Annotated in this window: 12 protein-coding genes; 7 read left to right on the top strand and 5 right to left on the bottom strand. The window is 72.1% G+C overall.

Translation table 11 applies throughout. The features are described from left to right. Positions 1–22: 22 nt before the first annotated feature. Genes QRT03_RS09710 through QRT03_RS09695 form a run of 4 tightly spaced genes read left to right on the top strand, consistent with a single transcriptional unit; the run spans position 23 to position 4,503 of the window. Positions 23–1,363: an MFS transporter gene (locus QRT03_RS09710; RefSeq protein ID WP_286052489.1), complete on the top strand. Its 1,341-nt coding sequence runs from the start codon at positions 23–25 to the stop codon at positions 1,361–1,363. After that, on the top strand, positions 1,363–2,340 hold the full coding sequence (locus QRT03_RS09705; protein WP_286052488.1) for an SMP-30/gluconolactonase/LRE family protein: 978 nt from the start codon (positions 1,363–1,365) through the stop codon (positions 2,338–2,340). Before QRT03_RS09710 ends, QRT03_RS09705 begins: the two co-directional genes overlap by 1 nt. After that, the gene (locus tag QRT03_RS09700; protein ID WP_286052487.1) at positions 2,327–3,604 is read left to right on the top strand and encodes an epoxide hydrolase family protein; all 1,278 of its coding nucleotides are present in this window, start codon (positions 2,327–2,329) and stop codon (positions 3,602–3,604) included. The genes QRT03_RS09705 and QRT03_RS09700 overlap by 14 nt, the downstream gene beginning before the upstream one ends. A gap of 26 nt (positions 3,605–3,630) precedes the next feature. Then, positions 3,631–4,503 carry an LLM class F420-dependent oxidoreductase gene (locus tag QRT03_RS09695; RefSeq protein WP_286052486.1) on the top strand — a complete coding sequence of 291 codons (873 nt, stop codon included), beginning with the start codon at positions 3,631–3,633 and terminating at the stop codon, positions 4,501–4,503. Positions 4,504–4,530: 27 nt separating this feature from the next. Here the strand turns inward: QRT03_RS09695 and QRT03_RS09690 are convergent, their stop codons facing one another. The 5 genes from QRT03_RS09690 to QRT03_RS09670 form a co-directional block, all read right to left on the bottom strand. After that, positions 4,531–5,418, bottom strand: coding sequence for a 3-carboxyethylcatechol 2,3-dioxygenase (locus QRT03_RS09690; protein ID WP_286052485.1), 888 nt, complete (start codon positions 5,416–5,418; stop codon positions 4,531–4,533). Next, positions 5,415–6,836 carry an aldehyde dehydrogenase (NADP(+)) gene (locus QRT03_RS09685; RefSeq protein ID WP_286052483.1) on the bottom strand — a complete coding sequence of 474 codons (1,422 nt, stop codon included), beginning with the start codon at positions 6,834–6,836 and terminating at the stop codon, positions 5,415–5,417. Before QRT03_RS09685 ends, QRT03_RS09690 begins: the two co-directional genes overlap by 4 nt. A gap of 15 nt (positions 6,837–6,851) precedes the next feature. Beyond that, entirely contained in the window at positions 6,852–7,616 is a 765-nt protein-coding gene (locus QRT03_RS09680) for an alpha/beta fold hydrolase (RefSeq protein WP_286052482.1), read from the bottom strand. A 44-nt stretch (positions 7,617–7,660) separates the two neighbouring features. Further along, positions 7,661–8,635, bottom strand: a complete 975-nt coding sequence (locus QRT03_RS09675) for an NAD-dependent epimerase/dehydratase family protein (RefSeq protein WP_286052481.1) — start codon at positions 8,633–8,635, stop codon at positions 7,661–7,663. A gap of 154 nt (positions 8,636–8,789) precedes the next feature. Beyond that, entirely contained in the window at positions 8,790–9,704 is a 915-nt protein-coding gene (locus QRT03_RS09670) for a LysR family transcriptional regulator (RefSeq protein WP_286052480.1), read from the bottom strand. Positions 9,705–9,820: 116 nt separating this feature from the next. Here QRT03_RS09670 and QRT03_RS09665 point away from each other — a divergent pair, with 116 nt between their 5' ends. The 3 genes from QRT03_RS09665 to QRT03_RS09655 all read left to right on the top strand — a co-directional run bounded on the left by QRT03_RS09665 (position 9,821) and on the right by QRT03_RS09655 (position 13,442). Beyond that, positions 9,821–11,566: an acetolactate synthase catalytic subunit gene (locus QRT03_RS09665; RefSeq protein WP_286052479.1), complete on the top strand. Its 1,746-nt coding sequence runs from the start codon at positions 9,821–9,823 to the stop codon at positions 11,564–11,566. Then, positions 11,563–12,513, top strand: coding sequence for a 4-hydroxy-tetrahydrodipicolinate synthase family protein (locus tag QRT03_RS09660; RefSeq protein WP_286052477.1), 951 nt, complete (start codon positions 11,563–11,565; stop codon positions 12,511–12,513). Before QRT03_RS09665 ends, QRT03_RS09660 begins: the two co-directional genes overlap by 4 nt. A 95-nt stretch (positions 12,514–12,608) precedes the next feature. Further along, entirely contained in the window at positions 12,609–13,442 is an 834-nt protein-coding gene (locus tag QRT03_RS09655) for a helix-turn-helix domain-containing protein (RefSeq protein WP_286052476.1), read from the top strand. Positions 13,443–13,446: the final 4 nt, after the last annotated feature.

Here is a 13,446-nt window from a genome sequence, read left to right as displayed (position 1 = left end):
CCCACATCGACGAGGAGAACAGATGAGCGCCGGCATCGAGTACCAGGTGGCCACGGAGCCGGAGGCGGAGCAACGCCGACGGGTGCGCCGGGCGGCTCTCGCCGCCTATCTCGGTGGAACTCTGGAGTACTACGACTTCTACCTCTACGGGACCGCGGCCGCGATCGTCTTCCCGACCGTCTTCTTCCCGGGCGGGAACCCCGCGCTGGCCACCATCTCCTCCTTCGCCACCCTGGCGGTCGCCTACGGAGCGAGGCCCTTCGGCGCGCTGCTGTGGGGGCATCTGGGCGACCGCATCGGGCGCAAACGCACGCTGGTGATGACGCTGACGCTGATGGGGACCTCGACGTTCCTCATCGGTCTGCTTCCGACCTACGGCCAGGTGGGGCTCTGGGCGCCCGTCCTCCTCGTCCTCATGCGGGTGTTGCAGGGCGTGTCGGCCGGCGGCGAGACCGCGGGCGCGGCGTCCCTGGCGATGGAGGAGTCGCCGGTCGGCCGACGCGCCTTCTACCCCTCGTTCACGATGTCCGGCATCGCGGGCGGTCTCATCCTGGCCTCCCTGGCGTTCCTGCCGGTCGCCGCCATGTCGGAGGGGGACCGATTCACGTGGGGCTGGCGGATCCCGTTCCTGGCGTCGGTCCTGGTGCTCCTGGCGGCCTTCCTCGTCCGCCGCACCCTGGCCGAGCCGGTGATCTTCGAGCAGGTCGCGGAGCAGCGTGGTGTCGAGAAGCTGCCCGTCGTGACCATGCTGCGCAGCCACCCGCGGGAACTCGCACAGGTCGCGCTCATGACGCTGTCGAGCGTTCTGCTCATCGTCATGCAGTCCTTCGGGCTCTCCTTCGCGGTCCGCGCCGGAATCCCGTCGTCGACGATGCTGTGGGTCACGATCAGCGGGAACGTCCTGTCGTCGGTCACCATCCCCCTGATGGCTCTGTTGTCCGATCGCGCTGGGCGACGCCCGGTCTTCGCGGGCGGAATCCTGCTCTGCGCGGCCCTGATCTGGCCCTTCCTGCACGCGATCGCGACCCGCGACGTGCCGCTCGTCTTCGCGGTCGGCATCCTGCTCATCGCGGTGGGCAGCGCCATGCCCACCGCGGTCTACCCCGCGTTCTTCGCCGAGCTGTTCAACGTCAGGGTCCGCTACAGCGGCATGGGCCTGGGCATGCAGATCGGCTTCGTGGTCTGTGGCATCACCCCGCTGCTGGCCACCGCCCTGGTCGGGCTCTCGCTGGACTGGGCCCCGGCGGCGTGGATCGTCTCGATGACGGCGGTCGTCGCGGCGGCCGCGGCGTTGTGGGCGCGGGAGACCAGCACGGTGTCCCTGCAGGACCTCGGAAACCCGATCACCCGCTCGGAGCGCTGATGACCACGATGGAGCTCGTCGCCGACGGCCTGCGTTTCCCGGAAGGCCCCGTCGTGACGGCGGACGGGTCCGTCCTGGTCGTCGAGATCCGCGGCCAGGCCGTCACCCGGGTCTTCCCCGACGGGCGCCTCGAGCGGCTCCTCGAGGTCCCCGGCGGCCCGAACGGCGCCGCCGTCGGACCCGACGGTCGGCTCTACCTCTGCAACAACGGCGGCTTCAGCTGGACCCGCCGCGAGGGGCTGGACATCGTCAGCGGCCGCGCCGAGGACTGGATCGGCGGCAGCATCCAGGCCGCGGACCTCGCCACCGGCGCCCTCGAGACACTGTTCACCGAGTGCGACGGCCGACCGCTGGGAGCGCCCAACGATCTGGTGTTCGACGGGGCCGGAGGCATCTACTTCACCGACAACGCCTCCACCTACCCACGCCACCACGACCGCGGCGGCCTCTACTACATCTCCCCCGGACTCGACCGCATCACCGAGGTCGCCTTCCCCCTCGAGCACCCCAACGGCGTGGCACTCTCCCCCGACGGGTCCCGTGTCTACGTCGCGGACACCATGACCTCGGCGCTCTGGTACTGGGACGTCGAGTCCCGGGGTGTCCTCGCCCACGGGCCCCACGCCGGCGGCGCCCACTTCCTCTACCGGCTGCCGAACGTCAAGACCTTCGACTCCATCGGCGTCGACGCGGCCGGGAACATCGCGGCCGCGACCCTCGTCGAGGGGTCCGTCGTCGTCGTCAGCCCCCACGGCGAGACCGTCGCCGTGCACGACGTGCCCGAACCCGATCCCCTCACCACGAACGTCGCGTTCGGCGGCACCGACATGGGTACGGCTTTCGTCACCTCGGGTGGCCGTGGGCGCCTGTACGCCATGCCGTGGCCCGGACCGGGTCTGCAGCTGAATTTCAACGACGTCCGTCTCCCCCGCACCGACTCCGCGGGCGCTGGAGAGGAAGCCGATGGCGCGGCGTGACCCGACGGCGACCGGCGCCGCCGTCACCCCGTTCACCATCGACATCGCGCAACAGGACCTCGACGACCTCGATCGACGGCTGCGACGCACCCGCTTCGCGCCCGACTTCGGCAACGACGACTGGCGGTACGGCCACCACGGCGAGTACCACCGCCGTCTCGTGGAGTACTGGGTCGACGAGTACGACTGGCGCGACGTCGAACGGCGGATGAACGAGCTACCGCACTTCACGGTCGACCTCATGGGCGTGCCTCTGCACTTCGTCCACGTCAGGGGTACCGGGCCCGACCCGATGCCGCTGCTGCTGCACCACGGCTGGCCGTGGACCTTCTGGGAACTGCGCAAGGTGATCGGGCCACTCACCGACCCGGCAGCCCACGGCCGGGACCCGGCCGACTCGTTCGACGTCGTCCTGATCTCCCTGCCCGGGCACGGCTTCTCCTCGCCGATCGCCGACACCGGCTGGAACTGGTGGACCACCGCCGACCTCGAGCACGTCCTCATGCGCGACGTCCTGGGCTACCGGCGGTACGCCACCGCCGGAGGCGACTGGGGCGGGCTGATCGCCCAGCAGCACGGCCACAAGTACGAGCAGGACGTCATCGGGGTGTACACCCACTTCCCGGCGCAGCTGAGCCACTACCTGCCCGCGCACCCCGACGCCCCACCCGACGTCGACTACGACCCCGTCCTCGGCGTCCCGGACCGCAGCGAGTACGCCGACGACGAGGCCGGCTGGTTCGAACGCGGACAGCAGTTCGCCGGCAACGAGAGCGGCTACGGCAGCATCCAGCTGACCAAGCCCCAGACGCTCGCCGCCCTGCTCGCCGACTCGCCCGCGGGTCAGCTGGCGTGGATCACCGACCGGCGCTACATCGGCGGCCTCGCCGAGCGGGGCGGCGGGATCGAGGCGTTCGAGCGAGCCTGGCCGAAGGAGGACCTGATCACCACGGCGGCGATCTACTTCCTCACCAACACCGGCGGCACCTCGTCGCGCTACTACTGGGAATGCCGCAACAACCCCTGGACCCGGTCCCACGACCGCTTCCCGGTGGTGGGCGCGCCCACCGCGGTGAGCATCTTCGCCGGCGAGAGCTACAAGCCGCCGCGCTCGTTCACCGAGAAGTACTTCAACCTCCAGCAGTACCGCGTCCACGACGAGGGCGGTCACCTCGCCCCGGCGGAGGTCCCGGCCCTCTTCGTCGACGACATCGCCACGTTCCTGCGGGCCCACCGCCCGACACGCCCTCGCCCGACGACCTGATCGTCCCCCTGAACCAGGAGTGACCCGTGCTGGTCGGAGCCGTGTTCCCGCATGCCGCCGTCGAGCCGACGACCCAGGACGTCCGCCACTTCGCCCGCGCCGTGGAAGACCTGGGATACACCCACCTGCTCGCCTACGACCACGTGCTGGGCGCCGACCCGGAGCACCACGCGCCCTGGGACCGCGCCTACGACATCAGCTCCAGCTTCCACGAGCTGTTCGTCCTGTTCGGGTTCCTCGCCGCGACGACGTCACTGGAACTGGTCAGCGGGGTACTGGTCCTCCCGCAGCGACAGACCGCCCTGGTTGCCAAGCAGGCCGCCCAGGTCGAGCTCCTCGCCCCCGGACGGCTCCGGCTCGGCGTCGGAGTGGGCTGGAACCACGTCGAGTACGAGGCGCTGGGCCAGCAGTTCGGAGCCCGGGGACGGCGGATGGAGGAGCAGATCACCCTGCTGCGGCGGCTCTGGAGCGAACCGGTCGTGACCTTCCACGGCGACCACGACACCGTGACCGCCGCCGGGATCCGGCCGCGGCCCGCACGCACGATCCCGATCTGGCTCGGCGGCCGCTCAGCGCCGGCCTACCGCCGCATCGGCCGCCTCGCCGACGGCTGGATCCCCGAGATGCAGCCCGGGCCCGAGCTCGACGACGCCCGCGCGGTCATCGCGCAGAGCGCAGCTGAGGCAGGCCGTGATGTCGCCGCGATCGGGATGCACGCCCGCCTGCCCTGGACCGAGGACGCCGACGAGCTGCGGGCCGGGTTCGAGCGGTGGCGCGCCGAGGGCGCGACCCACCTGTCGGTGAACACCCTGCGCTCCGGGCCGACGACGATGTCCGAGCACCTCGACGCCCTGACCGACGCGGCCGCGGTCCTCGGCCCGGCCCCGGAGCACGGGTAGCCGTCCCCGGGCCGGACCGGGGACCGATCAGGTGCCGCTCAGGACGTTCGCGGTGGCCGCGATGCCCATGCCCGTGATCCATTCCTCCACGGGTTCGTACACCACCGTCGACAGCGGCTCGCCACCGGTGAAGGCCGCGGCGATCCAGGTTCGTACCTCGGCGCCTCCCGTTCCCGCCGGGGCGAGGTCGCCGGCCGTCAGCTCGGCCAGCTCGGACCATCGTTCGCCGGCGAGCCGGTCGAGGAAGGCACGGTCCCAGTCGGGGTTGATCGCCTCCGCGGCACGGGCGAGGTTGTCGGTGATGAGGGCCTGGCGGGCCTTCTCGTCGAGGTCCCGCGCGCCCGGTACCAACGAGGGCGGGGCGTGGGAGATGCCGCCGGAGCCGACGACGAGGACACGTTCGTCCGCCGGCACCTGGGTCCGTAGGAAGGTGCCCACCGCCCGCCCCAGTTCCGCGGTGCGGCGGGCGGTCGCCAGCGGCCGGTCCACGCAGTTGATGACGACGGGCAGGCAGGGGACCGCGGCGAGGGGGCCGAACAGGTCGCTGTAGGACTGGCCGAACCCGTGGTCGAGGCGGAGCTCAGGGGCCATCGCGATGTCGATGCCGGCGGCGGCCAGATGCGCCCCCAGCCCGACCGCGAGATCGTGCGGGACGTCGTAGTCGCCGTGGGCGCTGCCCCAGTCGCCGTAGCCGGTGGCGGACTCCACCACGGTGAAGCACGGCGCGATCCCGGCGAGCGCCCGCATGTGGTCCGGCCCGAAGAACACGACCAGGGTCGGGTCGTAGCGGGCGACGTCGCGGGCGACGCTCGCGAAGCCGGCGCGGAACTCCAGACCCTGCCGGTGCTCGAGGTCCTGGGCCATCTGGGGGCTGTGGGACAGGGCGACGACGGCGACGTCCGCCGATGCGTTCATGCGGGGTTCCCTTCCGCGGGACCGTTCTCGGTCGAGGGGTCGCGCAGTTCGGTGGGCAACGCGGTGGTCGGCACGTTCTGGAACGCGACGGGACGCAGGAAGCGGGCCACCGATGCGGTCCCGACCGACGTGGACAACGGGGCCGTCGTCGCCGGGTAGGGACCGCCGTGGTGCTGGGCGTCGCTGACGGTGACACCGGTCGGCCAGTCGTTCCACAGCACCCGCCCGACCCGGCCGGCGAGCCGGCGGAGCAGGTCGGTCTCGGTCTCGGTCGGCTCGTCGCCGCCCTGCACGGTACCGGTCAGTTGACCGGGAAGGGCGTCGACGACGGCGCGGAGCTCGTCCAGCTCGTCGTAGTCGACGATCAGGGCGGCGGGGCCGAACATCTCGAGATCGAGCAGGTCCGGGTCCCGGCGGAGGTCGGCGACGGTGGCGCGGAACAGCACCGGCGTCGGCTGCCGACCCGGGAGCTCGCCGGCGGCGAGGCGTGCCCGCCCCGCCATCTCCGTGGTGGCGTCGACGTACTGCGCGACGATGCGCGCCTCGAGCATCGGCGCCGTCGGCAGCGGGGGCAGGTGGGCGAGGAAGTCGTCCGCGTAGGGGACCAGGACGACCCCGGGTTTGGTGCAGAACTGCCCGGCGCCGAGCGTGACGGAGGCCGCGAACCCCTCGGCGATGGTGGAGGCACGCGTCCGCCAGCCCTCCGGTGACACGATCACGGGGTTGGTGCTGCCCAGCTCGCCGTAGAACGGGACGGGGTCGGGGCGGGCGGCGGCGAGGTCGAACAGGGCCCGGCCACCCCGGGTCGACCCGGTGAAGGCGACTGCCTTGACGCGGCGGTCCTGAACGGCCCGCGCCCCCGCGTCGATGTCCTCGATCAGCCCGAAGGCGCCCGCTGGGGCGTCCACGGCGACCAGCACCCGCGCGGTGAGCTCGGCCAGGCGACGGCACAGCCGGGGGTGACCCGGGTGCGCCTTGACGAGGACCGGGCAGCCGGCGGCCAGCGCGCTGACCGTGTCGCCGCCGAGGACTCCGAAGGCGAAGGGGAAGTTCCCGGCGCCGAACACCAGCACCGGCCCGATCGGGAGCTGCGTGCGGCGGATGTCCGGACGTGCGCCCATCGGCCAGGCGGGATCGGCGTGGTCGATGCGGACGTCGTGCAGCGCGCCCGTCGCGAGCCGCTCTGCGAGCAGGCGGGCCTGGAACGAGGTGCGGCGGAGCTCCCCCTGCAGCCGCTGCGCGGTGAGGTGGGTCTCCGCGGCGGCGAGCTCGACGAGGTCGTCGCGGGCGGTGTCGAGGGCGTCGGCGATGGCTCGCAGCCAGCTCGCGCGGATCACCGGTGCGGTTCGTGCCAGCACCGGCGCTGCCGTGTCGACGGCGGCGAGGGCCTCCTCGGGCCGGATACCGAGAGCGGTCATGGGTGTCCTCCCGGGTCAGGCGGGGCAGCGGTCGAGGAAGTCACGGATGAGGGCTCCGACGAGTGCCGCGCGCTCGATCTGGAGCCAGTGCCCGGTGCCTGCGAGCAGGTGTACGTCGGCGTGGGGCAGGAGCTCGGCGAGGCGGACGGCGTTCTCGGCGGGCACCACCCGGTCCCCCCGCCCGTGCAGCACCAACGCCGGCGTCGCCACCCTCGCCAGGTCGTCCTCCGAGAGTCCGGTGTCGGCGGCCAGGCCCGCGAAGACGGCCTGCATCGCCTCGTGGGCGCCGGGCGCGGCGCTGGCCTCGAAGCGCCGCCGGATCAGGTCTGCGGTGACGACGGCGGGATCGGTGACGAAGCATTCGCGGACGAGTCGTTCCATCGCCGCGAGGTCGGGCGTGTAGCGGCGCATCAGGGTCTGCGCGGATGTCCTGGAGGGCAGGACACGAGTGCTGAGCAGGACCAGGCCCCGGATACGCGACGGCGTCGTCGATGCCATCGTGAGCGCGACGCGGGCGCCCATCGAGTTCCCGATCACGACCACCCGGTCGATGCCTCGTTCGTCGAGGAGATGCCAGGCCTGCCGGGCCCAGAGCTCCGGCCCGTAGGGCAGGTCCAGGGGCTTGGCACTGGCGCCGAACCCGAGCAGGTCCGGCGCCACGGTCCGGAAGCCGGCGAGTTCGGGTCGCAGGGCGGAGAAGTTGCCCTCGGCGGTGGTTCCGGGGGCCGTGCCGTGCAGCAACAGCACCGGCGGGCCGTCGCCGTGGTCGGAGACCGACATCGCCGGCAGAGGTCGTACCGCTCCGGAGTGATCGCGGGAGCCCATCAGCGGGCCCTGGTGAGCTGCTCGTCGCCGACGCGGGCCAGCACCCGCTTCTCCGCCTCGGTGCGCGACCAGCTGCGCCGCTCCGGGTGGGCCAGCAGGTGCTCCAGGGCCGCGGCGATCATCTCGTGCAGGGGGAGGTAGGGCTCGAGCAGGCCCGCGGCGTCCGCAGCGCCGATGTCGCCGACCGTGTTCTCGTTGCTGAACGGGAACACGCAATCCACGCCGTTGAACACCGCGAGGTCCTCACCGGTGGGGCCGCCGCCGACGGTCCGCAGGCGTGGCGTCGTCCCCGACACCTCTGCGCACACCTCGACGAACCCCTCCAGTGAGGTGATGCACCGTCGGGAGGCGACGTTGTAGGCGGCGAACCCCTCGACGGCCAGCTCCGTGGCCCGGGCCAACGCGGCCGCGGCGTGGCGGAGCCAGACGTACTGGTGCACGGCCTGGCCGTCCCCGGAGAGCAGGATGGTCTCGGCGTCGAGGAGCCGGTTGAGGACGAATTCCTCGCGAGCGATGTAGTTCCCCGGCCCGAGCACCAGGGGCAGCCGGATGCTGGCCGTCGTCAGCGGCTCCGGTCGCGCCTCGCGCAGAGCGAGTTCGCAGCCGATCTTCTCGGTCGCGTAGCGGCCCCACAGCCGGTGCGGTCCGTACGGTGTGTCCTCGGGCCACGGGAGCAGGGGCGAAGGGCGGTACACGTTCAGCGTCGAGCAGTGGACGTAGCGCTCGACGTCGGGAAGCGCCGCGAGAAGGCGTTCGGTCTGGGCCCGGGTGTAGGCCGAGAGGTCGAGCACCGTGTCGAGGTCGAGCGCGGCGAGCGGCGCGAGGTTCTCGGGGACGTCGCGGTCCCCGTGCACCTCGGTCACCGGTGCGCTGTAGACGGGGGCCCGGGTCCCGCGGTGGAAGACCGTGACCTCGTGGCCACGCTCGAGGAGCGCCTCCACGACCTCGACGCCCAGGAAACGCGTTCCTCCCATGACCAGTGTCCGCACGACCTACCCCTGTTGACGGCGACGGTGACGGCGTCAACACAAGCGGGCGACCCGCCCCGCCGTCCAATACGGGACCCGCCACCGTTGAGATCGAGCTCTTCTCAAGCAGGGCGAGCTGGGCCGCGGACTCGGGCAGGTCCTACGTCGGCGCCGGGTTCAGCTCCTGCGAGGTCTGCGACGCGTGACGACGGCAGTGCGCGATGAAGGCCTCGAGCATCGGGGAGTGCGAGTGCGGATTCCAGATCACCCCGAAGCCTGCGGTCAGCACCGGTCGGAAACGGCGGACGACGACGCCCTTGGGCCGGAGCTTGTTCGCACGATTCGCGTCCATCACGCACGCCCCGCGGCCCTGGGCCACGGCCGCCAGAAGGTGCTCGGGATCGGGCTCGACCGCGACCGGCTCGGGCGGTGGCCCGTCCCAGATCCGGCGGGCCACGTCGTCGAAGTAGCCGGGTGCCTGAGCGCGTGGCCAGGTCACCACCTCGAGCTCGACCAGATCAGCCGTCTGCACGGAACGTCGTCTCGCGAGTGGATGCGAAGCGGGCAGGACGAGCACGAGTTCGGTGGAGCCGAGTGGGAGCAGGCCCAGATCGTCCGCGTCACTCAGGGGTAGTCGCACGAAGGCGGCCTCGGCCTCGCCGGATCGGATCATCGCGAGGTTGCGCGTCGTCCAGGCACTCTCGACGACGACCTCGGCCTTCGGTCGCTCCGCCGAGAACGAGCGGACGAGCTCGTCCGGCAGGCCATCGGTGAGCGATCGCGAGTGGACCACACGCAGGGTCCCCGAACGACCCTCGGCGGCGGCCCGGACATGGGCGGCGACCCGTTCGGCCTCCCGCAGCAGTGGCACGCCCTCGGCGAGGAGCACCCTGCCGGCGTCGGTCAGCGACACCCCGGCGGTGTTGCGTTCGAACAGGGTGCTGCCCAGCTCCCGCTCCAGGACCCGGATCTGCTGGGACAGGCCCGGCTGGGCGATGTGCAGTCGCTCGGCCGCACGCCGGAAATGCAGTTCCTCGGCCACGATCGCGAAGTACCGGAGCCGTCGCAGGTCCATCCGTTCACGATAACCAGTCGTTCTCAGCGAGGGCCATCGCTGTATTGGACCGGCCTCGACGCGACGTCGGAGGCTCCCAGCACGCCGGGCAACCGGACGGGCACCAGGGAGGACCCATGACCGATCGCACCGTGGCCATCGCGCTCGCCGAGGGGTTGCGCCGGCACGGCGTGAGCACCGTGTTCGGACAGAGCCTGCCGTCGGCGCTGTTCCTGGCCACACCCGCCGTCGGGATCCGTCAGGTGGCCTACCGGACCGAGAACGCGGGCGGCGCGATGGCCGACGGCTACGCGCGGACGACCGGGCGGGTGGGCGTGGTCGCAGCGCAGAACGGCCCCGCCGCCACCCTGCTCGTGCCGCCCCTCGCCGAGGCGATCAAGGCCTCGGTGCCGATCCTGGCCCTCGTCCAGGACGTGCCCCTGGCCAACCGGGACCGCAACGCCTTCCAGGAGTTCGACCACCGCAGCCTCTTCGCCTCCTGCACGAAGTGGCTCAGGACCCTCGACGACCCGGAACGGGTCGACGACCTGCTCGACATGGCCCTCACCGAGGCCTGCTCCGGCCGGCCCGGGCCGGTCGCACTCCTGCTGCCTCGTGACGTCCTCGTCCGGCCCGCGCCCTCCGCGCCGAGCCGTCGGGCGAACCTCGGGGCCTACCCGCTCGATCGCACCGTTCCGCTCGACGACGACCTCGCACGAGCCGCCGATCTCATCGCCTCCGCGCGGTCTCCGCTGCTCATCGCCGGGGGCGGAGTCCATCTCTCGGGTGCAGCCCGTGCCGTGGCCGAACTCCAGGAGCAGGCCGCCCTGCCCGTCGCCACCACGACCATGGGCAAAGGCGCGGTCGACGAGACCCACCCGCTCTCGGTGGGAGTCGTGTCGAACTACATGGGCTCGACGTCGGCGAGCCATCACCTGCGGGATCTGGTCGCCGACTCCGACGTCGTCGTCCTCGTCGGATCCCGCACCAACGAGAACGGGACCGATGCCTGGCGCGCCCTCCCCGACGGCGCGACCTTCGTCCAGATCGACGTGGACAGCGCCGAGATCGGACGGAACTACGAGTCGGGCGTGCGGCTGCGCGGAGACGCGCGCGCCACCTGCGCAGCCCTGCTCGCCCGGCTCCGGAAGCTCGACCTGACCACTCGCAGCGATGCACGCTCCGGCGTCGAGGAACGCATCCGACAGGCCCGCGCCCACCACGAGCGCGACGTCGCCGACCTCATCGGCTCCGACGCCGTCCCGATCCGCCCGGAACGGGTCGCTGCCGAGATCGACGGCGTACTGGCCGACCATGACGCCGTGGTAACGGCCGACGCGAGCTACTCGACCATCTGGATGGGGAACTTCCTGCGCGCACGGCGTCCCGGTCAGCGGTTCCTGGCCCCGCGCGGCCTGGCCGGTCTCGGCTGGGGGGTTCCGCTCGCGCTCGGCGCGAAGGCCGCCGCACCGGGGACGACGGTCGTCTCCCTGGTCGGCGACGGCGGCTTCGGCCACGTGTGGTCGGAGCTGGAGACCGCGACGCGCGAAGATCTCCCGGTCGTGGTGGTGCTCCTCGACAACGGGATCCTCGGCTTCCAGAAGCACGTCGAGCTCGTGCAGTTCGGTGAGCACACCACCGCCACCGACTTCGCCCCCGTGGACCACAGCGCGGTCGCCCGCGCGTGCGGCGCCGAGGCCGCGTGCGTCACCGAGCCCGCCGAGCTCGCCCCCGCGCTGCGCAAGGCCGTCGACAGCGGCCGCACCTGGCTGATCGAGGTGCGCTGTGATCCGCACGCCCGCCCGCCGATCACCGGATGGGCAGGGACTCCCGAGCCGGGCGAGCCCCAGCTCGCCGAGGAGAGGAGCGGCGCCCCGTCATGACCCGAGCCGCTGCGCCCACGCCTGCTGTGCGGGGGCTCTACGTCCCCCTGGTCACGCCCTTCGACGAGCGGGGACGTGTGGACATCGCCGCGTTGGAGCACCTGGCCGCGACCGCGCTGCACGACGGCTCCGCCGGTGTCGTAGCGCTCGGGACCACGGCCGAGGCCTCGTCGCTCAGCGCGTCCGAACGCTCCGAGGTCGTCGCGGCCTGCTCGCGGGTCTGCGCCGACCTCGGAGCGGAGCTGGTGGTCGGTACGGGGACCAACGACACCCGCACCACGATCGAGCGCCATGAGAGGCTCCACGAGATGCCGGCCGTGACGGCGTCGTTGGCGGTGGTGCCGTACTACGTGCGCCCGACCCAGGCCGGCGTCGTCGCCCACTTCCGAGCCGTGGCCGCCCGATCACCAGTGCCGCTCATCGTCTACAACGTCCCGTACCGGACCGCTCGAGGCCTCGACTCCGAAGCACTCCTCGAGCTCGCGGGAACCGACAACATCGCCGGTGTGAAACAGGCCGTCGACGGCATCGACGTCGACACACTGGCCCTGCTGTCCGGGAGCACGCCATGGGATCCCGCCACCCGTCAGGGCTTCTCCGTACTCGCGGGAGACGATCCGTTCATCTTCCCGTCGATCACGATGGGGGCGACCGGAGCCATCGCCGCCTCCTCCGGCATAGACACCGCCGCATTCGTCGCGATGGTGCAGCACGGTCTGCACCACCATCTCGAGCAGGGCCGCAAGTACGCCGAGGAGCTGCTTCCCCTCACCAGAGCCCTGTTCGCCGAGCCCAACCCCGTGGTCCTGAAGGCGCTCCTCTGTGCCGACGGACGGATCGCGACCGCCGATGTCCGCGGACCACTGCTGCGCTGTTCTCCGGAGGCGGCCCGACTCGCCCGACGGGCCCGTACCGGCCGGATGGTGCCGAAGCCGGCCCGACGCTGATCGCACGAGGATGGGACGGCCGCCGAGCTCGGCGAGCCGGAGGTGGGTGTCGCGCACCCACGCGCGCCGCGCACGGCGTGGCTAGCGTCGATCGCATGGATCACGGCAACGAGCTCGGCGAGTTCCTCCGTGCCCGTCGGGCGCTCGTGCCGCCCGAGGTCGCCGCGCAGCCGACCGGCCCCGCCCGTCGGGTCTCCGGGCTGCGCCGCGAGGAGGTCGCCCTGCTGGCGGGGGTCAGCACGGACTACTACGTGCGCCTCGAGCAGGGTCGCGAACGGCACCCGTCCCGGCAGGTGCTGATCTCGATCGCGCGTGCTCTGCACCTCGACGACCAGGCTGTCGCCCACCTGCTGCGCATCGGGTTCCCCGACCTGCACCCCACGTCAGCACCGGTCACCCGCGTCGCTGCGGAGCTGCAGCGGCTCCTGGACCGGATGGCGGGCGTGCCGGCGTTCGTCGTCGGACCCGGCCAGGACGTCCTGGCCGCCAACGCGCCGGCGACCGCCGTCTATCGAGGCTTCTCCGCCTTCGACAACCTGCTGCGGATGATCTTCCTCGACCCGGTCGCCCGGGACTTCTACCTCGACTGGGACCAGGCGGCCCGCACCGCGGTGCGCAACCTGCGCGCCACGGCACCCGACGCGGTCGAGCGCACCGAACAGCTGGTCGGCGCACTCTCCCTGCGCAGTCCTGCGTTCGCCGCCCTGTGGGCCGAGCACGACGTCGGTCCCCGCACCACCGAGGTCAAGCGCTTCCGGCACCCCGAGGTCGGCGAGCTCACGCTGCACTTCGAGTCGCTGACCGTCGTGAGTGCGCCGGGTCAGCACCTCTCGGTCTACTCCGCCGAGCCCGGCAGCCCGAGCGAGGCACGCCTCGCAGCCCTCACCTCCCCCACGACGCGAGCATCCGCGGCGGACCCCGCGCGGTAGCTCG

Source organism: Actinomycetospora termitidis (genome assembly GCF_030286555.1).
Lineage (GTDB): Bacteria > Actinomycetota > Actinomycetes > Mycobacteriales > Pseudonocardiaceae > Actinomycetospora > Actinomycetospora termitidis.
Note: the sequence above shows the minus strand (reverse complement) of the source record. Positions and strands in the feature narration are given on the sequence as shown.